Annotated in this window: 22 protein-coding genes and 1 tRNA gene; 7 read left to right on the top strand and 16 right to left on the bottom strand. The window is 65.1% G+C overall.

Annotation, left to right across the window (positions count from 1 at the left end; all coding sequences use genetic code 11):
• Positions 1 to 2 precede the first annotated feature (2 nt).
• From CJO11_RS03860 to argH, 4 genes are all read right to left on the bottom strand, one after another.
• Positions 3 to 767, bottom strand: coding sequence for a precorrin-2 dehydrogenase/sirohydrochlorin ferrochelatase family protein (locus CJO11_RS03860; protein WP_095011533.1), 765 nt, complete (start codon positions 765 to 767; stop codon positions 3 to 5).
• Positions 764 to 2,026: a diaminopimelate decarboxylase gene (lysA, locus tag CJO11_RS03855; RefSeq protein WP_095011532.1), complete on the bottom strand. Its 1,263-nt coding sequence runs from the start codon at positions 2,024 to 2,026 to the stop codon at positions 764 to 766. Before lysA ends, CJO11_RS03860 begins: the two co-directional genes overlap by 4 nt.
• Before the next feature lie 82 nt (positions 2,027 to 2,108).
• On the bottom strand, positions 2,109 to 2,345 hold the full coding sequence (locus tag CJO11_RS03850) for a hypothetical protein (protein ID WP_095011531.1): 237 nt from the start codon (positions 2,343 to 2,345) through the stop codon (positions 2,109 to 2,111).
• On the bottom strand, positions 2,345 to 3,685 hold the full coding sequence (gene argH, locus CJO11_RS03845) for an argininosuccinate lyase (protein ID WP_420823145.1): 1,341 nt from the start codon (positions 3,683 to 3,685) through the stop codon (positions 2,345 to 2,347). Before argH ends, CJO11_RS03850 begins: the two co-directional genes overlap by 1 nt.
• 37 nt (positions 3,686 to 3,722) lie before the next feature.
• On the opposite strand from argH, the gene CJO11_RS03840 reads away from it, so the two are divergent.
• Positions 3,723 to 4,331: a TlpA family protein disulfide reductase gene (locus CJO11_RS03840; RefSeq protein ID WP_240504552.1), complete on the top strand. Its 609-nt coding sequence runs from the start codon at positions 3,723 to 3,725 to the stop codon at positions 4,329 to 4,331.
• Between the two features lie 84 nt (positions 4,332 to 4,415).
• Here the strand turns inward: CJO11_RS03840 and CJO11_RS03835 are convergent.
• Positions 4,416 to 4,491: transfer RNA gene (locus CJO11_RS03835), tRNA-Val, on the bottom strand.
• Between the two features lie 63 nt (positions 4,492 to 4,554).
• Here CJO11_RS03835 and CJO11_RS03830 point away from each other — a divergent pair.
• Positions 4,555 to 5,535, top strand: coding sequence for an asparaginase (locus CJO11_RS03830; protein WP_095011528.1), 981 nt, complete (start codon positions 4,555 to 4,557; stop codon positions 5,533 to 5,535).
• A 1-nt stretch (position 5,536) separates the two neighbouring features.
• On the opposite strand, the gene CJO11_RS03825 is transcribed toward CJO11_RS03830, so the two are convergent.
• The 8 genes from CJO11_RS03825 to CJO11_RS03790 form a co-directional block, all read right to left on the bottom strand.
• Complete coding sequence (locus CJO11_RS03825) at positions 5,537 to 6,649, bottom strand: zinc-binding dehydrogenase (protein ID WP_095011527.1); 1,113 nt, start codon at positions 6,647 to 6,649, stop codon at positions 5,537 to 5,539.
• A 785-nt stretch (positions 6,650 to 7,434) separates the two neighbouring features.
• The gene (locus CJO11_RS03820) at positions 7,435 to 8,610 is read right to left on the bottom strand and encodes a CCA tRNA nucleotidyltransferase (RefSeq protein WP_095011526.1); all 1,176 of its coding nucleotides are present in this window, start codon (positions 8,608 to 8,610) and stop codon (positions 7,435 to 7,437) included.
• Positions 8,603 to 9,214, bottom strand: coding sequence for a CoA pyrophosphatase (locus CJO11_RS03815; protein ID WP_095011525.1), 612 nt, complete (start codon positions 9,212 to 9,214; stop codon positions 8,603 to 8,605). Before CJO11_RS03815 ends, CJO11_RS03820 begins: the two co-directional genes overlap by 8 nt.
• Entirely contained in the window at positions 9,211 to 9,750 is a 540-nt protein-coding gene (locus CJO11_RS03810; protein ID WP_095011524.1) for a DUF1285 domain-containing protein, read from the bottom strand. Before CJO11_RS03810 ends, CJO11_RS03815 begins: the two co-directional genes overlap by 4 nt.
• 30 nt (positions 9,751 to 9,780) lie before the next feature.
• The gene (locus tag CJO11_RS03805; protein WP_095011523.1) at positions 9,781 to 10,311 is read right to left on the bottom strand and encodes a GNAT family N-acetyltransferase; all 531 of its coding nucleotides are present in this window, start codon (positions 10,309 to 10,311) and stop codon (positions 9,781 to 9,783) included.
• A gap of 89 nt (positions 10,312 to 10,400) precedes the next feature.
• Entirely contained in the window at positions 10,401 to 11,381 is a 981-nt protein-coding gene (locus tag CJO11_RS03800; RefSeq protein ID WP_095011522.1) for an aldo/keto reductase, read from the bottom strand.
• A gap of 70 nt (positions 11,382 to 11,451) precedes the next feature.
• On the bottom strand, positions 11,452 to 12,873 hold the full coding sequence (locus CJO11_RS03795) for a peptide MFS transporter (protein WP_095011521.1): 1,422 nt from the start codon (positions 12,871 to 12,873) through the stop codon (positions 11,452 to 11,454).
• A gap of 92 nt (positions 12,874 to 12,965) precedes the next feature.
• Positions 12,966 to 14,138 carry a PQQ-dependent sugar dehydrogenase gene (locus CJO11_RS03790; RefSeq protein ID WP_095011520.1) on the bottom strand — a complete coding sequence of 391 codons (1,173 nt, stop codon included), beginning with the start codon at positions 14,136 to 14,138 and terminating at the stop codon, positions 12,966 to 12,968.
• On the opposite strand from CJO11_RS03790, the gene CJO11_RS03785 reads away from it, so the two are divergent.
• Positions 14,137 to 14,760: a ribonuclease HII gene (locus CJO11_RS03785; protein ID WP_095013199.1), complete on the top strand. Its 624-nt coding sequence runs from the start codon at positions 14,137 to 14,139 to the stop codon at positions 14,758 to 14,760. The genes CJO11_RS03790 and CJO11_RS03785 overlap by 2 nt on opposite strands.
• On the opposite strand, the gene CJO11_RS03780 is transcribed toward CJO11_RS03785, so the two are convergent.
• The gene (locus CJO11_RS03780; protein WP_095011519.1) at positions 14,757 to 15,455 is read right to left on the bottom strand and encodes a sulfotransferase family protein; all 699 of its coding nucleotides are present in this window, start codon (positions 15,453 to 15,455) and stop codon (positions 14,757 to 14,759) included. The genes CJO11_RS03785 and CJO11_RS03780 overlap by 4 nt on opposite strands.
• A gap of 144 nt (positions 15,456 to 15,599) precedes the next feature.
• Between CJO11_RS03780 and CJO11_RS03775 the strand changes: the two genes are divergently transcribed.
• Both CJO11_RS03775 and CJO11_RS03770 read left to right on the top strand, forming a co-directional pair.
• Positions 15,600 to 17,036 (top strand): carboxylesterase/lipase family protein, encoded by a 1,437-nt coding sequence (locus tag CJO11_RS03775; RefSeq protein WP_095011518.1) that lies wholly within the window; start codon positions 15,600 to 15,602, stop codon positions 17,034 to 17,036.
• Positions 17,037 to 17,247: 211 nt separating this feature from the next.
• Positions 17,248 to 18,363: a site-specific DNA-methyltransferase gene (locus CJO11_RS03770; protein ID WP_095011517.1), complete on the top strand. Its 1,116-nt coding sequence runs from the start codon at positions 17,248 to 17,250 to the stop codon at positions 18,361 to 18,363.
• 59 nt (positions 18,364 to 18,422) lie between these two features.
• On the opposite strand, the gene CJO11_RS03765 is transcribed toward CJO11_RS03770, so the two are convergent.
• Positions 18,423 to 19,460 (bottom strand): AraC family transcriptional regulator, encoded by a 1,038-nt coding sequence (locus CJO11_RS03765; protein ID WP_095011516.1) that lies wholly within the window; start codon positions 19,458 to 19,460, stop codon positions 18,423 to 18,425.
• A 128-nt stretch (positions 19,461 to 19,588) separates the two neighbouring features.
• On the opposite strand from CJO11_RS03765, the gene CJO11_RS03760 reads away from it, so the two are divergent.
• Entirely contained in the window at positions 19,589 to 20,086 is a 498-nt protein-coding gene (locus CJO11_RS03760; protein WP_095011515.1) for a 2,4'-dihydroxyacetophenone dioxygenase family protein, read from the top strand.
• A 183-nt stretch (positions 20,087 to 20,269) separates the two neighbouring features.
• The gene (gene folP / locus CJO11_RS03755) at positions 20,270 to 21,382 is read left to right on the top strand and encodes a dihydropteroate synthase (RefSeq protein WP_095011514.1); all 1,113 of its coding nucleotides are present in this window, start codon (positions 20,270 to 20,272) and stop codon (positions 21,380 to 21,382) included.
• Positions 21,383 to 21,388: 6 nt separating this feature from the next.
• On the opposite strand, the gene CJO11_RS03750 is transcribed toward folP, so the two are convergent.
• Positions 21,389 to 22,150: an SDR family NAD(P)-dependent oxidoreductase gene (locus tag CJO11_RS03750; RefSeq protein WP_095011513.1), complete on the bottom strand. Its 762-nt coding sequence runs from the start codon at positions 22,148 to 22,150 to the stop codon at positions 21,389 to 21,391.
• Between the last annotated feature and the right edge of the window lie 34 nt (positions 22,151 to 22,184).

Below are 22,184 nucleotides of genomic sequence, written 5' to 3'. Positions count from 1 at the left end.
TGCTAGGCGCGCTTTAGCACCACCGTCAGGCCGTTTCCCGGTTCACCGCCGAGCGGCCCGCGCACTGCGTCGGCGCGTGCACGGGCGAGGATGTCCGGCACAACATCGTCCCCGTGGAGCACTGTGTCAGCTGCGCCAAGCCAGCGCGCTTGCCGAAGCGTGAGATCGTCCGGGTCGTCGCTGGCGAGCGTGATCTCGACGACTTGCGATCCACTGGCCGCCAGGTCTCCGGCAAGCCAGTCATCGACCCGCTTTGCTGCCCCTTCGCGAAAAGGATCGAGGGCGCCACCTTCGCCGAGAGCTGCATCGAGCGCCTTGCGCCGGTCTGCGTCGTCGGAAAACTTCTCCCGCAGCGCAGTGCGAGCAGTGTGTAGCCGAGTGGCCAGTGCACCAAGGCTCGGCGGCAGCAATGCCTCGAGCCGCAGCCGCAAATGCTTGGCGAGACCTGCCGACGCGCCTCCGGTCCCTACCGCGACCAGCACCGGATCGCGATCGAGCACGCTAGGCACGGTAAAATCGCATAGTTCGGGCCGGTCGGTGACGTTCACAAGCAGGCCCTTGGTCCTCAGGCGGGTAGCCACCGCGGCTGCCTGGCGAGCATCTTCGAGCGCGACGAACGCGAGCCGTGCCGCATGGGCCTCCGGCTCGCCGCAGCAAATCCCGCCTGCCCGCTCGACAAGTCTCCGCTTGGCATCGGCCGCATCGCCGTCGCCCACCACCACGACCCGCTGGCCGCGCACCTGGTGGAAGAGCGGCAGGCTGATCATGCCAACCAGTCGGGGACTTTTTCCGCGTCCATGATCGCGTGGGCGGCGATGCGTTCGGCGACCACAGCAAATTTGTCGCCGTCGACCAGCACTTCGGGCACGAAGCCGCGGCTGTTGTAGCTTGAGGCCATCGTCGCGCCGTAAGCACCGGCGGTTCGGAACACAGCGAGGTCTCCTGCCGACAGGGCATCGATCTCGCGATCCATCGCGAAGGTATCGCCGGTCTCGCAGATCGGGCCGACGATATGCGCGGTCATCCGTTCGCCGCTTGGCTCGACCGCATCGAAATCGTGCCACGCGCCATACATCGCCGGGCGGGCGAGGTCGTTCATCGCGGCATCGACGATCACGAACGGCGGTCCGTTGCCGCTGCGCTTGGTGCGTATCACACGGGTCAGCAGCACCCCGGCATTGCCCGCGATTACACGTCCCGGCTCGAAGCTCAGCTGCACGTCCCAATCGGCGGTCACACGCGCGACCATCGCCCCGTATTCCGCCGGAGAGGGCATCGTGTCGCCGGCCTTGTAAGGCACGCCCAGGCCTCCGCCTAGGTCGGCATGGGTCACCGCGTGGCCCGCAGCGCGGATTTCCGCGATCAGGCGTCCAAGCTTTTCGAACGCGACCTCGAGCGGCTCGAGCGTCGAGAGCTGGCTGCCGATATGCACCGCGACGCCGCGCATGGTGAGGCCATCCTCAGCCGCCAGCGCGCCGTAGATCTCCGCCGCGCGATCGAGCGGGACCCCGAACTTGTTCTCGCGCTTGCCGGTCGAGATCTTCTCGTGCGTGCGGGCATCGACGTCGGGATTGACCCGCAATGCGCAGTTGGCGTTGTAACCGTGTCGGCGCGCGACTGCTGCCAGTTCGTAACCCTCTTCCTCGGACTCGATGTTGAACTGCCCGATCTCCGCTTCGAGCCCTTGGAGCAATTCGGCGTGGGTCTTGCCGACCCCGGAAAACACCACTTTGTCCGGCGCCATTCCCGCCGCCAGCGCGCGAGTCAGTTCCCCGCCGCTGACGACATCCGCGCCATAGCCCTTGCGTTGCAGCACCTTGAGGACCGCGAGGTTGGGGTTGGCCTTCACCGCAAAGGCGATGTGCGGGTCCTTTACGCCCGCCAGCCCCTCGCGGAACACCTTGGCATGGCGTTCGAGCGTGGCGCGCGAATAGACGTAGACGGGTGTGCCGACCTCCTCCGCAATCCGGGGGAGCGGCACGTCTTCGGCGTGGAGCACGCCGTCGCGGAGCTGGAAATGGTCCATCGGTCAGCGCCTTTGCCGCGTCGTGCGGCGCGAGTCGAGCAAGTCGTACTTGGCAGCGCCTAAGCGTGGGTCTGCGTGGGAGTTATTGCGGCGGCAGGTCGAACGGGTCGTCGTCGCGCTCTTCGCTGCGTTCGCGCAGTTCCACAGAGCGTTTTGGCGCGGCCTGTGTGTCGACTCCCAGCAGGCTCTCGGCATCGGGCTGGGCCTTCGCGCCATAGGGTGTCGGCGGCAGCGACTGCTGCGCGACCGGCTTGAGATCGGCGACCTGCCCGCAGGCGGCGAGCAGCATCAGTCCGGCAATGGCGGCAAATGCGCGCATCAGTCCTCCATCCCCAGCGCCTTGCGTGCTGCGGCGACCTGCATCCTTACCTGTTCGGGCGCGGTCCCGCCATAGCTGGCGCGTGCGGCAACCGAGCTTTCGACCGACAGCGCGGCATAGACCCGCTCGTCGATCCGCGAGTCGATTGCCCTGAGCTCGTCGAGCGCGAGTTCGTCGAGTGCTATACCCTTTCTCTCCGCCAGCTTCACCGCCGCCCCGGTAATGTGGTGGGCTTCGCGGAACGGGATGTCGGCTTCACGCACGAGCCAGTCGGCAAGGTCGGTCGCAGTGGCATAGCCAAGCTCGGCCGCCTGACGCATTCGCTCGGTGTTGAAATGGCAATCGGCGATCATTCCGGTCATCGCGGCAATACACAGCTCGAGCAGCCCTGCCGCTTCGAACACCGGTGGCTTGTCGTCCTGCATATCCTTCGAATAGGCGAGCGGCAGGCCCTTCATCGTCACCATCAGCGCGGTGGTGCAGCCGATGATCCGCCCGGCGTGTCCGCGCACCAGCTCGGCCGCGTCGGGGTTCTTCTTCTGCGGCATGATGCTGCTGCCGGTGGAGAGCGTATCGGGCATTTTCACGAAGCCGAACGGCTGGCTGGCCCACAGGATCAATTCCTCCGCCAGTCGCGAAAGGTGCAGCGCGCACTGGCTGGCGAAGAACAGGTAATCGAGCGCGAAATCGCGATCGGAGACGGCATCGAGTGAATTGCGAGTCGGACCATTCGAAAACCCGAGCTCCTCCGCCGTCATGTCGCGATCAATCGGAAATCCCGTCCCGGCGAGGGCAGCGCTGCCAAGCGGGCAAGCGCTAAGATGGACGCTTGCCGAACAAATCCGGCTGATGTCCCGTTCGAACATCTCATAGTAGGCCATCAGGTGGTGGCCGAGCGTCACCGGCTGCGCGGTCTGCAAATGGGTAAATCCGGGCATGACGCTATCGGCATGTTCTCCGGCGCGGGTGACCAGCGCTTGCTGGAGAGCCGACAAAGCGGCCTGTGCCGACCAAAGCGCGCCGTCGACCCACAGCTTGAAGTCGGTCGCGACCTGGTCGTTGCGGCTGCGCGCGGTGTGCAGCCGTCCCGCCGCCGGGCCGATCAGTTCGGCCAGCCGGCTCTCGGTGGTCATGTGGATATCCTCGAGGTCCCAGTCCTCCGGCACGCCGTTTGTGGCGAACTCGGCCTCGATCTTGTCGAGACCTTCAAGGATCGCAGCACAATCCTTCTCGGAAATGATCCCGGTCTTGCCCAGCATGCGCGCATGTGCCTTCGATGCGCGGATATCCTGCCGCCACAGCGCCTTGTCGAACGGGATCGAAGCGTTGATTTCGCGCATGATCGCGCTAGGCCCTTCAGCGAAGCGCCCACCCCACATGGAGTTTGCCCCCTTGTCGCTATCGTTCTTCAAGTCGTCGCTCACGCTGGTTCTTTCGGCTGCCGTGCTGGCGGGGTGCAGTAAGCAGGAACCGGCCCAGCCGCAAGAACAGCCGAGTGCTTCCAGTGTGCCGGCGGCGCCGGAAACGCTCGCAGGGGTTGTCGATCGCAGCCATGCGGGTGAGCTGATGCCCGCGATCAACGTGGTCGATCCGGTGGGCAAGACGCTCAACACCGCCGCGCTTTCGGGCCAGCCGGTGCTGCTCAACCTGTGGGCGACGTGGTGCGCGCCGTGCATCAAAGAGATGCCGATGCTCGACGCGCTGGCGGGCGAATACCAGGGCAGGCTGCGCGTGATCACCGTCAGCCAGGACCTGCAGGGCAAGAAGCTGGTTCCGCCGTTTTTCGCCAAGGAAAAATTCAAGCACCTCCAGCCGTGGCTCGATCCCGATACCAAGCTTTCGACAAAGTTCGGCGACGGCGTGCTGCCCACGACGGTGCTCTACGATTCGAGCGGTAGCGAAGTCGCCCGGGTGGTTGGCGGCTACGACTGGTCGAGCCCCGAGGCGCGCGCGCTGGTCGACGAAGCTGTCGATCCGGGGGATTGAGCGGGGAGCACCTGGCGCGCTTCGCTTGTGCTCGGGAGTTTTCGCGCAAAGCCGTCCTGCTGGGCGGTCTTGTCCAGCGAAAACTGGTGGGCGCTGACGGGCTCGAACCGCCGACCCTCTCGGTGTAAACGAGATGCTCTACCAACTGAGCTAAGCGCCCCATCCGGGTGCGCGCGCTTCTAGCCGCTTGGCGGCGCAGGTCAATCGGGGCTAGGGGCCGGGCATGGGAAATCCGCACATCCTGGTGCTGGCGACCGGCGGCACGATCGCCGGGAAGGCCGGTTCAGCGACCCGCCACGACTATCGCCCCGGGCAAATCGGGATCGACGAATTGCTCGCCCACGTTGCCGAGCTTGACCTTTCGGCTGAGCTGTCGGGTCGGCAGGTCGCCAATATCGGCTCCGAAGATATCACGCCCGCGATCTGGAGTGCGCTGCACGAAGGCATCGTTGAGGCGATGAGCGCCCCCGACATCGCCGGCGTGATCGTGACCCACGGCACCGACACGGCCGAGGAGACCGCGTTCCTGCTCGACCTGACGCTGCCGACAACCAAGCCCGTGGTGCTGGTCGGTGCGATGCGGCCTGCCGATGCGGTGGGGTCGGACGGCTTGCGCAATTTCGCCAACGCGGTGCGGGTGGCGAGCGATCCCGACGCCGCGGGGCGCGGGGTGCTGGTGGTGATGGGCGACCGGGTGTTCGCCGCGCGCGACGTGCGCAAGGTCAACACCCGCGGCACCGACGCCTTCCGCGGTTACCCCCGCGAATCGATCGGCCTCGTCACCCCCAGTGCGCTCGACTGGTTCGGCGCGCCGTGGCGGGTGGGCGAGGCCGCGCGGTTCGCCTATTCGCCCGACCTTCCCGAAGTGCCGATCCTGCCCATCTGGGCGGGGATCGAGCCGGACTACGTCGCCCGCCTGACTTCGCCGCAAACGCGCGGCGTTGTCGTCGCTGGTGTGGGCGAGGGCAACATGCCCGACCCCGTGCGGCAGGCCCTGAAGCAGCTCGCCGCCGAGGGCGTTGCGGTGGTCCGCGCCAGCCGGATCGACCAGGGGCTGGTCGACCGCGAGCCGGAGGACGAGGCCAACGGCTTTGTCGCCGCCCGCGCGCTCAATCCGCCCAAGGCCCGCATCCTGCTCCAGCTGTTGCTCGCCGCCGGGGCCAGCGATCCGGCGGCGATGCAGGCCGAGTTCGATAGGCGCTAACTCAGCTCCACGGCGTGACGAGGTACTTCTCGCCGGTCTTCATCTGGCGATAGTCGGTCACCGCGTCCTTGGTCAGCATCTCCTCGAGGTTGACCTTGCGCTTGTAGCTGCTGGCGAACGTGGTGGTGATGTTGGCGAGCACCCGCTGGCGCATCCGCATCATCGTTTCCATGCCCGCCTGCTGGAGGAACGGGGTCAGCAACCAGCCCGACAACGTCCAGCCGAAGCCGTAACTGGGGGTGAGGATCGTCGGCCCCATGTCGAGCCGGCCGTAGATGAACATCCGCTTCGGCTGGTTCGAGCCGTAGCGGCTGTATTCGGTCATCTTCGATACCGCGACCTGCTCCATCGCCTTGAACACGTTGTCGGTCGCGTGGCCGCCACCGATCGGGTCGAAGCCGTAGAACGCGTCGGTCGCATCGATCGCCGCGCGCAGCTGCGCCATGAAGTCGCTGTCCGACGAATTGACCACCCACTTCGCGCCGAGGCCCTTGAGCAGGTCGACGTGCTCGGCCTTGCGGACGATGTTGACCAGCTCCAGCCCGTCTTCCTGGCAGATCTTGATCAGCATCTGGCCCAGGTTCGATGCGGCGGCGGTGTGGACGATGGCCTTCTGCCCATCCATCTTGGCGTTCTCGGCAAAGCCCAGCGCGGTCATCGGGTTGACGAACGCGCTCGCGCCTTCTTCCGCCGAGTGGTCGCCCAGCGGCAGGCACATCGCGGCATCGGCGATGCAGTATTGCGAATAGGCATTGCCCGGCACGCAGGCGACGCGCTGGCCCATCAGCGCCTTGGCCATGTCGCTGTCACCAGTCGCGACGACGGTGCCCGCGCCTTCGTTGCCGGCCGGCAGTCGCGCCCCGTGGCGTGCCTTCGATCCGGTGTTGAACGGTTCGGGCATATTGGCGACGAACTTGCCGGGCGAGTAGTCCGCATTCTCGAGGTCCGCCGCACTGGTCAGGATCGCGAGATCGCTCGGGTTGATCGGCGCGGCCTCCATTTTCACCAGCACCTGGTTACCCGTGGGATCGGGAAACTGGGTATCGACGATCTCGACCGTCAGCGTGCCGTCGGCGGTGAGGGTGGTGAACAGCTGCTTGCCGGTGGTGGGCATCGAATCTCTCCTCGAGTTGCGTTTCGAAACCCGTGCTAGGCGGGGTGGGGGCGGAAAGCTAGGGGCTTGGGGCTCCTGCGGATGGCCGACGATTGAACGGCGGTCCGGCGGGGATGGAACGCTATCCTCGGCCTTGAAGGATGTGACTTTCGGCGAAATCGCGCGGGATCGCAGCGGCTTGCGCGCGTTGAAGAATTGCGCGGTGTGACTTTCGGGGAATACGAAGTCCACACATGGCGTGGGCCGAATTGGTAAAGAGGCGAGACGAGTGAGGGTGCGCCGGTCATGTCGGGCAGGGTGGCCGATTTACCCCGCGTAGGACAGAGCGAAATTGCTGGCCGAATTCTGTCCGGTGTGATGACTGAGGGCGCCAATGCGGACATTCCGCTAACGACCCGATCGCGGACGTTCGACATTCAACGCTTTCGTTTGTAGAAGCAGCCGAACAACCTCTTTGTGAGAAGGTTCGAAATGCTGGGACGTTGGGAGCCGACTCCATCAAAGTCTGTAATCGCGATCACCGCCCCACTTCTGGCGGTGCCATACGGTGCTATTCAGCTCTATCATATTGGTATTGATCGCTATTTGACTCTGATGACTCAGCCTGCAAACCTGATCAATCAGGTTTTGGCAGGCGCTGCCTGCATCATTTGGATCGTCCGATACACAATCCCAAGCGTTAGGTACCTCATGGGTCGATGGGCTAGCAGCCAAGAAACTAATTAGGGCCCGCTTCCCACCCCATTTCGGTCACTCAACGCAGCCGCTTGGGATCCTGAATGCCGTCAGTTGGCCAATGCTTCGGCCAGCAACTGCTCGACCCGTTCGCGCGGGGGGAAGCCCTCCGCGATCCAGCGGCGCTCGACCGACCGCAGGATGCGCGCTACCTCGGGCCCGGCCGAAACGCCGCGCGCGACGATCTCGCCGCCCTTGAGCGGGAAAGTCGGCGCTTGCCAGCCGACCAGCTGCGACGGGTCGCCACCGCCGAGGAGAATGCGGTCGATCGCGCAAGCGGTCCCGTTCTCGTAGGCCAGCGCCTTCTGGTCGAGCGCATCGTTGGCAGTGCGCGACGCAGCGCAGGTTAGCCGCTCGCGCTGCGCCCTGGAGAGCCGCAAGCGCGCCGAGACGGTCTCGGCGATTGCCCGCACCGGGGGCAGTAGCGCGGCCATGCGGCGAATAGCGTCGGGATCGATCCCGAACGTGCGCTCCGATTCGATTGTGCGCACAAGATTTTCGACCTCGTGCGGACCTGCCTCGGGCAGGACCACCGGCAGGACCCCGCATTCGCGCATCCGGGCGACGGTGGGCGAGGGATCGGGCAGGGCAAGCAGTGCGAGCAGCTCCCACGCCACCCGTTCGCGACTGAGGCCCTTGAGCGTGCCCGCCAGGTCGGCGCAGGCATCCTCCGCCTCCCGGTCGAGCTCGGCACCGAAGCGCGCCTGGAAGCGATAGTAGCGCAGTATCCGCAAGTGATCCTCGCGGATACGGTCGCGGGCGTGGCCGATGAAGCGCACCCGGCGCGCGGCAAGGTCGTCCAGCCCGCCGAAATAGTCGAACACCTCGAGGGACTGTGGATCGGCGAACAGCGCGTTGATGGTGAAGTCTCGCCGCGCGGCATCGTCTTGCCAATTGCTGGCGAACTCGACCGTGGCGCGCCGACCGTCGGTGCTGACGTCCTTTCGCAAAGTGGTCACTTCGACTGGGCCACCCGGCAGGATCGCGGTCACCGTGCCGTGGTCGATCCCGGTCGGCACCACGCGGATGCCTGCCTGCTTGAGGCGATCGATCACATCGTCGGGATGCAAGGTGGTCGCCGCGTCGATATCGCGCACCGGATGGTCGAGCAGGGTGTCGCGCACCGCGCCGCCGACCCACCGCACGCACTCCGGCCCGCCCAGCGCCGCCACCAGCTGCGCGAGTCCTTCGCGCCGGGTCCAGTCGGCGTCAGGCAGCCTAGCCATCGAACAGCTCCGTCATCGGGAGGCGGCGCGAGAGGTTGCCGATGATCGCCGCGGTCACGCCCCAGATGCGGTGGCCCTGCCACATGATCTCGAAATAGGTGCGCGGCGCGCCTTCCCATTCCACCGTCCGCCGGACCTGGTTGGCGCGGTCGAGGATGAAGCCGAGCGGCGGTTCGAACACTTCGCGCACTTCGGCCGGGTTGGGCACCAGCGGCAGATCCGGCGGCACGACCGCCAGCACCGGCGTGATGTCGTAGCCGGTGCGGGTGCGGAACGGGTCCGACGGGCCGATGATCTTCACTTCGCGCGGGTCGAGCGCAATCTCTTCGTGGGCTTCGCGCAAGGCCGCTTCGACCGCATCCTCGCCGGGATCGAGCTTGCCGCCGGGGAACGCGGCCTGCCCGGCGTGCTGGCGCATCGTGTCGGGGCGATGGGTGAGGATCACGCCCGGACCACCAGCATTCTCGGGCCGATCGGTAACCGCGATCAGCACGGCTGCCGCGCGCAGGTCGTCCGGCACGGCCATCGCGTCTTCGAGCAGGTCGACCTCGCGCGCGTGGCCGATCTCCAGCGCGCGGGTCAGGCGGTCGTAGAGCACGCTCATGCCGGCACCAGCGAGTAGCTCTCGCCCCTGCTGGCCACGCGCCACGCATCGTCGGCAGCGAGCGCGAGCTGCTCGTAGGTCGAGCGATTGAGCCGTGCTTCGCAGCCGTGCCGCACGGCAAGGTAGAGCGCCGGGGTCTCCGCATCGCCGCGCGCGACCAGCGGATTGTCCGGCCCGGCGATCACGATCTCGTCGGTGTTGAGGCGAAATGCCAGCGCGCCGTCTTTCTCGGTCATGTCGGTGGCGATGAAGGCCGCATCGGCAACTTCCACCGAAAGCCTCTGCGTCGGAGTGACCAGCCAGTGCCGCCCCGCTGCGTCGCACATCAGCAGCGAAGCGAACGCGCGGACCATTGCGGGCCGGGCGATCACGCTGCCCTCGTGGGTCCAGCTGCCGTCGGCGGCGATCGCCATGTGGCTTTCGCCCGTTTCCGCAGGACTCCAGCTGTCGACCGGCGGCAATTTGCGAGCGGCCACCTGCTCGGCGAGCTCTGCCAGCGACAGTCCGGCGATTTCAGGTGGCGGTTCGTATGGCATGGCGTCCTGAGCGCGGATGCCAGATCGCGGTCAGTTCGCCAAGTTTCCGATCCACGGGCCGAGCATTCCTTCCACCGGCAGGACCGCGTCGCTGCTCGCGCGGGCAAGCAGGCGGTGCTTCTCGTAAGGACCGGGGCACTGCCATCCGCCGGTCATCCGGGCGGAGAAATCCCACTGGCCGTAGTACTCGGCATCGCCGATCAGGACTTGCGGCAGCGGCGCCTTGGGGTCGATCGCGCCGAGCGCGGTCGCCATCAGCGCCTTGCCGAACCCTTCTCCCTGCCGCCCGGGCATCACCGCCACCGGGCCGACCATCAGCATCGGGTGCGCGCGGGGCTTTCCGTCCCCACCCGTCCCGGTCAGCGCCACCGGCCACAGCTGGATCGAGCCGACGAGGTAGTCGTCGTCATCGAGCGCGGCGAAGCTCAATGCAGGCAACCAGTCCATTCCCGTGCGGATACGATAGGCGGTGCGCGCGTGCCGGTCCGGCCCGAACGCGGCATCGAGCAGGTCTTCGACCAGCTGCGGGTCGACCGCTTCGAGGGGAACGATGGAAGCCATGTGCGCGCGCCGTTAGGGGCGCTCGCAGCGCGTGTCGACGGGAAATCGGCTTGGGCCCGATCAGGAGGGCCATTCGGGCATGGGATGGTTCACCTGAATCCGACCACCGCGTGGGGGATATAGGGCTTTTCCAGCCGCTTGATCTCGTCTTCGGTCAGATCGATCTCGAGTGCCGCGATTGCATCGTCGAGGTGGGCTTCCTTCGATGCGCCGATGATCGGGGCGGAGACTTCAGGCTTGGCGAGCACCCAGGCGAGCGCGATCTGCGCGCGCGGAACCCCGCGCTCCTCGGCGATCTTGGCGACCGCCTCGACAACCTTGCGGTCCGCTTCTTCGGTGCGGCCGAACAGGTACTTGCCGAACTGGTCGGTCTGCGATCGCTTGGTCTCGTCCTGCCAGTCGCGGGTCAGGCGGCCGCGCGCCAGCGGGCTCCACGGGATAACCCCGATGCCTTCTTGCGCGCACAGCGGCAGCATCTCGCGCTCTTCCTCGCGGTACATCAGGTTGACGTAGTTCTGCATCGACACGAACCGCGTCCAGCCGTTGGCCTCGGCAACGTGGAGCATCGTGGCGAACTGCCAAGCGTACATCGACGAGGCACCGATGTAGCGCGCCTTGCCGGCCTTCACGACGTCGTGCAGCGCTTCGAGGGTTTCCTCGATCGGCGTGTCGTAGTCGAAGCGGTGGATCTGGTAGAGATCGACGTAGTCGGTGCCGAGCCGCTTCAGGCTGGCGTCGATTTCCTGCATGATCGCCTTGCGGCTCAGGCCCGCGCCGTTCGGCCCCGGGTGCATTCGCCCGTTGACCTTGGTGGCGATGACCAGTTCCTCGCGCGGCGCGAGGTCTTCGAGCGCGCGACCGACGATCTCCTCCGAACTGCCGTCCGAATAGACGTTGGCCGTATCGAAGAAATTGATTCCCGCCTCGACTGCCTTGCGCAGGATCGGCTTGCTCGCCTTTTCGCCAAGCGACCACTCGTGGGTGCCGCGGTTCGGCTCGCCGAAGGTCATGCAACCGAGGCAAAGCCGCGAAATATCAAGGCCGGTCCGGCCGAGCTTGGTGTACTTCATGATTGCCTCCGCAGGCTTGTTTACCGATCTCGGGATAGCCTTACCATCTAGAAGGACATCGGGTCACCCGTCACCCCATCGCGATCGGATCGCCACTGGCAAAAAGGCGCGAAGCGAGCGGGCCGATGATCAGAATGACGAGGCCCGCCCCGCCGACAATGGCCGCGTGGATCGTCCAGAACATGGCGGGCGAGAGCGTGACGTAGAGACCGCCCAGCCAGCCGCTGATGAAGCCGGCAAAGAAGGTGGTCAGGGAGCTGAGGCCGATCATCGTCCCGCGCAGCGACGGCGGCGCTTCGGCCGAAAAAAGCGCGGTCGATGCAGGTGCGATGTAGACGTAACCAAGGTTGGCGACGATGTGGAAGCACACCGGCAGCCACAAAGGCACGCCGCCGCTTCCGGCGAACATGTGCCCCGAAGCGAGCAGCATTACCGCTGCCGCAAAGATAAAGCAGCCGATCGAGAGCTTGCCGACGAGGCCCGGTTCGTGGCCGCGCTTCGCCTGCCAGCGCCACACCGCAAGCATAGTCGGGATCAAGACCGCAGGCGCCAGTCCGTCGAGCGACTGGAGCCATGGAACCGGCACGGTGAACGATCCGACCTGCAGGTCGACATGGTCGCGCACCCACAGGTTGTAGACGTTCCAGATCTGGCTTTGCGTGACCCAGAAGGCGGTGATCATCGGCCAGAACAACAACAGGCCCACTACTCGCCGCTTCTCGCCGCGGGTCAGCGGAACGCGCGGACTGTCGTTTCGCTTTCGCTTCGGCGGCATGACCTGCCTGGGCAGGTGACGCATACCGACAAGATAGATGACGAGGCCAAGCAACATGCCGAACCCGGCAAAACCGAACGCGATATGCCAACCGACGAATGCAGCGAGTGTGCCAGTGATGATCGGGGCGACAAAGCCGCCGAAGTTGAGGATCAGGTAGTAGATCTGGAAGGCGTCGCCTTCGCGCCGGTCGCCTTCGGGATAGAGAGCCTTGATCTGTGCCATCATATTGCCGCGCAGCAGACCCGCTCCGACCACGAGCAACACCAGCGCAACCAGGAACGTGCGGTCGAATGCGAGCGCGAAGTGGCCCATCGTCATCAGCAGGCCGCCGCCGATTACGGCGTGGCTGCGCTTGATCCAGCGGTCGCCGACGAACCCGCCGAACGCTGCGAACAGCGAGACCATGGCGACGTAGATGCCGAAGGTTTGCGCTGCGAGCGCTTCGGGCACGAGCGGTCCGGTAACCTGCTCGACGACTGCGCGATAGGCGCCGAACCCGGCAATGTGCTCGACCCGTCCCGGCACCAGCAACTGGCCCGCCATGTAGAGCACCAACAGCGCTTGCATGCCGTAGAACGAGACCCGGTCCCACAGCTCGGTCCCGGCAAGTACCCACAGGCCGCGAGGGTGACCGACAATGTCGTTCCCTTTCGAGGGCGGTGCGCTGTGGTCGGAGGACGATCCTGCGCCGGCATCAATCCGATCGGTTGCCATTTGTCGCTTTCATCCGCCCGAAGAAGCGCGATCTATGGCAGCAACCGAGATGGCGCACAATCGAGGCTTTCGCGAGCCGCCCGATGGGGCAGCTACTTCGGCCGCAGCTCAAGCAGGTGCCCTTCCGGCCCGTCCTCGAGCAGCCACAGCGCGCCATCGGGCCCTTCGACCACTTCGCGAATGCGGCGATCGAGCGGGTAACGGGCGACTTCCCGCGCGCTGTCGCCATCGGTCCTGACGAGCACCAGTCCGGGCACGGCGAACGAGGCGATTACCGCATCGCCCTTCCACTGCGGAAACAGCTTGCCCGAATAGAACACGAAATCGCCCGGTGCGATCACCGGGTTCCAGCTGATCGCGGGGGCATGGAATTCGGGGCGGGTCGAATGGCGCGGGATCGGCGTGCCGTTGTAGTTGTCGCCGTCGGAGACCACCGGCCAGCCGTAGTTGTCGCCATTCACCACCCGGTTGAGTTCGTCGCCGCCCTTTGGCCCGTGTTCGAGGTCCCACAGCTGGCCGCTCGCATCGAACTGCAGGCCCAGCACGTTGCGGTGGCCCATCGAATAGATATCGGGTTGCGCGCCGTCGTTTTTCGCCAGTGCATTGCCTGCGGCAGGCGTCCCGTCGAGATTGAGGTGGACGATCTTGCCGAGGTTGGTCGTGGCATCCTGCGCCGGCGCGCCCTTCTGCCGCTCTCCGCTGGAAACGAACATCGTCTTGCCATCGGGCGCGAAGGCGATGCGGTGCGAATAGTGCCCGCGCCCGGTGACCTTGGGGACTTGCCGCCAGATCACCGTAAGGCCCTCGATATGGCAAGCGTTGGGCTGGTCGCAGGTGAGGGTGCCCTTGCCGAGCGCCGCGCCGCGCGTGTCTCCCGATCCCGCTTCGGCCCATGTCAGGAAGATCGTCCGTGTGCCGAGTGCGGGGGCCGCTTCGGAGGGAAGGAAAGCGACATCGCCAAGGCCGCCCTGTCCGCCATAATCGACCTTGGGCAGGCCAGAGACGCTGCCGGACCGGCCCGTTGCCACGTCGACGAACTTCATCGTGCCCGGCTTCTCGGTGACGAACAGCACGCTGGTTCCCGGCGCGAAGTCGGCACCCCACGGTTCGTCGAACGCACCATGCTCGGTCACTGTGAACGGGCGTTCCACCTCGGCGGAAGGGCTCGCAACGACAGCACTGTCCCCCGCTGCCTGCGTCCCGCAACTTGCGAGCGCGAGCGGCACCGTGGATAGGATGGCGGCGAGGTACTGCGTCCTGGTCATGCTCTGTGGAACTCCCCATTCCGATTTCGCGCCTGCGCCGCTGGTCGCCGGGGTTGACGAGGCCGGGCGCGGGCCGCTGGCAGGGCCGGTTGTAGCCGCTGCAGTCGTGCTTTGCGAGCCTTGCCCGGACGGGATCGGCGATTCGAAGAAGCTGACCGCGAAGGCGCGTGCGCGGCTCGATCCGTTGATGCGGCAGACCTGCGCGTGGGGGGTGGGGATCGTCGAGCCCGACGAGATCGACCGGCTCAATATCTTTGGCGCTACGATGCTGGCGATGACGCTGGCGACGCAGCGGCTGGCGGAAGCGCTTGGGCGCGATCCGGGTGAAGTGCTGGTCGACGGGAACATGACACCGGATGGGCGGTGCGATGGGTGGCGCTGGCCTGCCCGCGCGATCGTGGGCGGTGACGGCAAGGAACCGGCGATCGGCGCGGCCAGCATCATCGCCAAGGAATGGCGCGACCGGCTGATGCGCGCCGCCGCGCAGGACCATCCGCACTACGGGTGGGAGCGCAACATGGGCTACGGCACCGCCGAACACATGGAGGCGCTGCGCCTTCACGGCCCGACCCCGCTCCACCGGAAGAGCTTCGCCCCGGTGGCGCAAATGGTGCTGCTTTAGCCGCCGAACGCCTTGACCTTGAGCCGGGCGATGTAGTTGCGGCCGAACTCTTCGACAGCGTCCGGGTCCGATGGAAGGTCCTTGCGATCTTCGTGTGCCTGCTGGATTTCGTCGCGACTGTTGACCCGCGGAAAGGGTTCGGGCGGCACCGGCACGCCGAGGAACTCGCACAGCGGCCCCCAGCCCTGGCGCGGGTGGAACACCAACAGCCGTTCGGGCGGAAGGGAGTCGATCACATCCTGGTTCCGCTTCTCAAACCAGTCGGTCATGAAGGCGCGGTCGCGAATGTCGCCGCCGCCGAAGTGATCGAAAATCGCGCCTTTCATCATGTCGCCGCGCGGTGTGCCCACCAGGCCGCCCTGCATGGCTTCGGAAAAGATCGTCTCGGTCACCGATTCGAACCAGCTGTCTGCGTCGCGCACGGTCAGCAGCACTTTGGCGTTCGGATAGAACTCGGCCAGCTCGCGCCAGTACGTGCAGGCGGGGTAGTCGGTGGTGGAGTGGAAGCCTTTGAACACTTCGTCCCAGTCGGGCTTGCCGGCGATCACGTCGAGCCACAACGGCACCTGCCGCCTGCCGTCGGCGAACACTTCGGCCATGTGGAAGCAGGGCCCGAAACCCAGGTGCTCCAACGCGAACTTCATGGTGAACGTGGCCGTCCGCCCCAGACCCGCGCCGATTACCTTGAGTGCCATGCCGTCCCTCCCTGACTGCGCGACCGAGAGTGATGTCCGCCATCACTACGACCAACGCAAGCATAATCCGGTTCTGAGTAAGCGCAGCTTGACTGAAATCCGATGCTGGCCATGATCGCGCCGGATCGAGCAAGAGGACATACGATGGGGCGGGGGCGCAGAAACCTTCTGACGGCGGCGATGATTGCCACATTGGTGCCGGGTTGCAGTCAAGCCTTGCCGCCAAGCGAAGCGAAGACCGAGAGCGGCGTGGTACGCGGTTCGGACGATGCTGGGGTGATCAGTTGGAAGGGCATTCCCTTTGCAGCCCCGCCGGTCGGCGATCTGCGCTGGCGGGCGCCACAACCGGCTGCGAGCTGGAGCGGCGTGCGCGATGCCACCCAATACGGCCATGACTGTATGCAGAAACCATTCGCCAGCGACGCCGCGCCACTCGGCACGCCGCCAGCCGAGGATTGCCTCTACCTCAATGTGTGGAAGCCCGCGCAGGCCAAAGGCAAGCTGCCGGTGATCTTCTGGATCTACGGCGGGGGCTTCGTCAACGGAGGGTCCTCGCCGCCGACCTACAGCGGGGCGGAGCTCGCGAAGAAGGGCGTGATGTTCGTCAGCGCGAACTATCGCCTTGGCCGGTTCGGAACCTTCGCGCATCCGAAGTTGACCGCAGCGAATGGCGACAGCGGCTTCTTCGCCAATTACGGCTATCTCGACCAGATCGCCGCGCTCAAATGGGTCCGACGCAACATCGCAGCGTTCGGCGGCGATCCGGACAACGTGACGATCATCGGCGAATCCGCAGGCGGATACTCTGTCCATTTCCTGCTGACTTCGCCGCTGGCCAAAGGTCTCTTTGCCAAGGCGGTGGTAATGTCGGGTGGCGATGCCAAGGCTATCGAGGCAGGCGGTCTTCGCGAAGCCGAGCGGGACGGGCTGGCATTCGCCAGGACCAAGGGAATTGCTGCTGGCGATCCGCGATCGCTGGCCAAGCTGCGCGCACTTGCGCCAGACGATGTGGTCGGCGGGCTCAACCTCGCCAACTTCGAGATCAAGCCGGGGGAGGTGCGCACGTTCTCCAGTCCGTTCGTCGACGGCAAGATCGCGGTCGATGCTGCCAAGGCCTACGCTTCGGGAGAATTCTCGCACGTCCCGCTGATGATCGGCGCGACCGGCGACGATATCGGCGGCAAGGCCGGATACATGGTGGCGGGCGCGCGCGCCGTTGCAGGCACAATCGCCAGGCAAGGTGTCCCGGTTTACGAGTATCGCTTTTCCTACGTCGCCCAAGCGTTGAACGACAAAGGCGCGTGGCACGCGACCGACATCCCGTTCTTCTTCGATACGCAAGCGATCAAGTACGGCGAGGCCACGACCCCGCGCGACGAAGACATGGGCGATACGATCAGTTCCTATCTCGTGAATTTCGCCATGACCGGCGATCCCAACGGTCCCGGTCTGCCGGGCTGGCCGCGCTATTCGCCGAAGACCGACGAACTGATGGAATTCACTCCCGCCGGGATTGCCGCGGCCACGCACGATCCGCGCGGCGCGGAGCTGGACCGGGAAAATGCGAAGGTTGACGAATAGCGAGTCTTCCGCGCCACACCCCACGATATCGAGTCTCGGGAATCGGCACGGACTCAATATCTTGTGCCGGACACCTTATGTTCTTTCATGGTTGACGCGGCGTTAACCATAATCGGGCAAACTCTGTGCTTGACGCGGAGTCCGGTTGGACTCACCCTGTGGATAACTCAAGACGGGGATGAGATTGATGGGGGTCATCGAGGCCACGAAAATGCGCGCTCGGCGCGCTGCGAATGCCGCTGACACTGCAGCGCAGAAGTTGCCGCTGGGGCAGATCCTGACGGGCGACTGCGTCGAGGCGATGCGCAAATTGCCCGATGCCTCAATCGACCTCGTGTTCGCCGATCCGCCATACAACTTGCAACTCGGTGGCGACCTCAACCGGCCCGACGGCAGCCAGGTCGATGCGGTAACCGACGAGTGGGACCGCTTCGACAGCTTCAAGACCTACGACGATTTCACCCGTGCATGGCTCACTGAGGCCAAGCGCGTGCTCAAGCCCGACGGCGCGCTGTGGGTGATCGGCAGCTACCACAACATCTACCGCGTCGGCGCGATCCTGCAGGACCTGGGGTTCTGGATCCTCAACGACATCGTCTGGCGCAAGACCAACCCGATGCCCAACTTCAAGGGCACCCGCTTCACCAACGCGCACGAAACGCTGCTGTGGGCGAGCCACGGCGAGAAGGCGAAGTATCACTTCAACTATCGCGCGATGAAGACGCTGAACGACGAACTGCAGATGCGCAGCGACTGGGTCTTGCCGATCTGCAGCGGCAACGAGCGGCTGAAGGAAGGCGGGCACAAGGTCCACCCGACCCAGAAGCCCGAGGCGCTGCTCTATCGCGTGCTGCTGGCGACGACCGAGCGCGGCGACGTGGTGCTTGATCCGTTCTTCGGCACCGGCACAACCGGCGCAGTCGCCAAGCGCCTCGACCGGCAATGGATCGGCTGCGAGCGCGAAGGCGTCTATCGCGATGCGGCGCTCAAGCGGATCGAGAAGGAGCTGCCGCTCGACGAATCCGCGCTCACCACGATGCAGAGCCGCAAGGCCGCGCCCAAGGTGGCGTTCGGCGCGCTGGTCGAGGCCGGGCTGATCCCGCCGGGCACCAAGGTATTCGACAAGAAACGCCGCTGGACCGCGACTGTGCGTGCCGACGGCTCGCTCGCTTTCGAGAAGCAGACCGGCAGCATCCACGGCCTCGGCAAGGACCTGCAAGGTGCGCCGAGCTGCAACGGCTGGTCCTTCTGGCACATGGAGCAGGGCGGGGAAGTGAAGCCGATCGACGCGGCGCGGCAGCTGTATCTGCTAGCGAACGAGGATTGAGGCGGCGGGCCTTTCACACCTGAGTCGTCTCGCATCGAGGCATTTGCGGGCATAGTAATTCAGGCTGCACCGAATTGAGCGGTGCGATGGTCCTCTTGCCAGGTCTTTCGCTTCGAGCCCGGCGTCATTCCAAACCAGCGGCGGCACGCCCGATTGAAAGCGGGCTGGTCAGAGAACCCGGCCGATTGTGCGACGACTGCCAAGGGTACCTCTCCTTGACCCAACAGGGATTCCGCGAGTTCGCGCCGCATTTCGTCCTGAATGGACTCGAAGGTCGTGCCGGATGCCTTTAGCCGACGTTGCAGTGTCCGTGGGTGTAGCCGCAAGACGCGGGAAATGTCCTCTAGCCCAGGCTGCTGGACTCGCATCAACTGTCTCAGGACATCTCGTACTTGATCTGGCAAGGCAAGGTCCGAAGGCGGGGCAACACCAATCAGGAATCGCTCGACGAACCCCTGTAATTGCCTGTTGCCGGTTGGCAGGTCCTTCCTGATTTCGTCCGAACGCAGTTCAATTCCATCGAAGCCGGAGGCGAATCTCGGGACGGTGCCCAAATGGTCGACGTAGCATCGCTCCCTGGCCAACTTTCGGTGCCGAAAATGAATGCGCGATGGGCGCACTTGATTGTCCGAGAGAACACGAACCACCTTGCACATATGTGCAATCGCGTGCTCGGCAGCCTGGGGGATTTCGATCGGTTCCTTAAACAAGATATCCAGTCTGAAACGCTCGTATCCGGCTGGATCGGAACCGCTTCCTTCCATGCTGATCGATGGAGTGTGGAAGTGGATGTTCCTGGCGGCGATGGCGAGCCCGTCCCGGACACTGGATGCCGATTGTATGGCGAGCGCCAGAGTGCCAAGAAAGTTCATATCCTGGCGCGCTGCCAGCCGAAGGCCGAAATCGGGAATGCCCAGCACTCGGGCGGCTTCTTCGAATGCTAACACGACATTGCGATACGGTATGTACCGGTCGGGTTCTGCAAGCATGGCATCATTGAGGCCTACGGAACGCAGGATATGGCCTGGATCGCCACCAAGATCCCTGACCAATCGACGGAATCCGGTAATTGCAGCGGCGCGAATGATTTCATTCATGATCAATCTGATTAGCGCATATGTCGTTCAAAGACAAATTTATGTCGTAATAGGACAATATTTCTCGGTCGGTTTGCGCAAGGAATCGGGTTCATGAATTTCCGTCAGTTCGCGAGGGAGAGCTTGCCATGAACTTTGCTGGAACCATCAACAGTCAAGACCGGCTACTGACTTTGAATCGCAATTCTGCCGGTGAAGTGAAAGATGTCTTGCCAGGCGTGCACGTCACGCCTTGCTTCCTCGACGCCGAGAACGGGGTCTGGGTACTCTATGCGCGCTTCGATGCGGGCACGATCCTGCCCAAGCATTTCCATACGGGATCGGTTCATTTCTATACGACAGCCGGTTCGTGGGCTTACGTCGAGTATCCCGAGGATGTTCAGACTGCAGGTAGCTATCTGTTTGAACCCGGCGGTTCGATCCACACGTTCCAGAGCAAGGACGGCGCCGAAGGTTTCATGGTGGTCAATGGTGCCAACATAAACTTTGCGGATGACGGGTCGTTCATGAACATCATGGACGCAGGCTGGATCGAAGAGACCATTCTCTCGGTCGCCAAGCAAACCGGCCAAAAGGTGCCGCGATACATCTGCCCGGGCGGATCAGCGAAATTTGCAGAGCAATAGTAGCCACTTGCGCGAAGGATATTCGATGGCCCCGGCGGCGATATCGAACCTGTCCTACACCGAACCCCGCCGCTAACCCGCTCCGATGACCATTGCTCCGCCGATTTGTCCCCAGCGATTCCTGTTCCAGGACAGCGTTCCATGTGTTCCATCGGGCGCGGTTTGCGCTAGGGCGGTGGGGCTATGACCGATCGCATCTATCTCCAGCCCATCGGCCTTTCCACCAGCCCGCAGAGCGAAGAGGGCGATTGCGTCCGGCTGGCGGGCGGACTGGTCTACGCGCATCGCTTCGCCGCGATCGTGCGGCGGGATGGCACGGTGACGCAGCGAGAGCGATTTACGCCTGCGACAGCTGAGGAGACTTTCGCGACCTTGCCCGAGAGCGTTGCCGGTGAAGCGGCGGAGCAATGGGCTAGTCTCGCCAAGGCGCATGCACCGCTGCAGATGGGCGAGCGCACGATCCGGCTCGACCAGCCGCAGGTCGCGGGGATCCTCAATGTTACGCCCGACAGCTTTTCCGACGGGGGCAAGTTCCTCGACCGGCCCGAGGATGGGGCGGCGCACGCCGCGCGCATGCTCGAGGCGGGCGCAGCGTTGGTCGATATCGGCGGCGAAAGCACCCGGCCGAACGCACCGGCGGTGTGGGAAGGCGACGAGCTGAAGCGCGTGATCCCGGCGGTCGAATACTGTGCGCAGATGGGCGCGGCGATCAGCGTCGACACGCGCCGCCCGGCGGTGATGGAGGCTGCGCTCGATGCCGGCGCGCACATGATCAACGATGTGTCCGCGCTGCGCCACGATCCGCGTAGCCCGGAGTTCGTTGCCGCACGCGGGTGCCCGGTGGTGCTGATGCATGCGCCGGGTGAGGGCGAGCGGCTGCACGACGGCGGGGACTATGCCGCAGTGGCGCTCGACGTGTTCGATTGGCTCAAGGAGCGGCGCGACGCAGCGATCGCGGCCGGGATCGATCGCGCGCGGATCGTGCTCGATCCGGGCATCGGATTCGGCAAGAACGTGACCGAAAATCTCACGCTTTTGAATGCGCTGCCGCTGTTCCACGCGCTCGGGCAGCCGCTGATGCTGGGTGTCAGCCGCAAGCGGATGATCGGCGCGCTGAGCAACGAAGTGCCTGCCGAGCAGCGTGTGGGAGGCAGCATCGCGCTGGCGACCAAGGGGATGGACGCGGGCGTGCAACTGCTGCGGGTCCACGACGTGTTCGAGACAGTGCAGGCGCGCAACGTGTGGCGCGGCCTGCGCGATGCGGCGCTGACCGACTTCAGCGAATTGCCTGCGTAGGACGCGCTAGAGCGAGTAACCGCCGTCGCTCACCAGCACGGTGCCGGTGACGTTGGCGGACATATCCGACAGCAGGTAGCCGATGTCGCGCGCGAGTTCGTCGGCGGTGGCAAAACGGCCGCGTGGGTGGCTATCGCCCATTGCCGCAATTGCCGCCTCGCGGCCGTGTGCGGCAACCGCTTGCTGGAACGCTTCGCCCGCGTTCCAGATGTTGGTGTCGACCCCGCCGGGCGCGATCGCGTTGACGCGGATATTGTGCGCGGCATTCTCCGCCGCAGCGATCCGGGCCATGTGCGCAACGCCGGCCTTGGCAACGCCGTAGGCACCGATCCCGGCGACCGGTTTTACCGCGGTGATCGAGCCGGTGACGACCGCGCTGCCGCCGCCGTTGGCGCGCATCAGCCGCAGCGCAGCGGCGAGTGTGAGGAACGCGCCGTCGAGGTTGACCGCCATCACCCGGCGCCAGTCCTCGAAGCTCTGTTCGGCGATCTCGCCACCACTGCCGATCCCGGCGTTTACCGCGGCATGATCGAGCTTGCCGACCGCGCGCTCGAATCCGCCCCAGAACTGCGGGTCGGACACGTCGTGGACGTAGGTTTCGACCTTGCACGGCAGGTCGAGCGCCGCGAGCCCGTCGGCGTCGACATCGACGAGGTGCAAGGTATCGATGTTGTGATCGGCGAGCCAGCGGGCGGTTGCGGTGCCGATGCCGGAGGCGGCGCCGGTTACGAGTGCGGAGCGGCCGGAGAAGTCGAGCGGGTCTGTCATCCCGTCCGGCTAGTGGGTTCAGGCGGCGTTGTCG

The sequence above is a fragment of the Tsuneonella mangrovi genome (assembly GCF_002269345.1).
Lineage (GTDB): Bacteria > Pseudomonadota > Alphaproteobacteria > Sphingomonadales > Sphingomonadaceae > Tsuneonella > Tsuneonella mangrovi.
The sequence above is the reverse complement of the archived record's forward strand: the minus strand, read 5'-3'. Positions and strand labels throughout refer to the sequence as shown.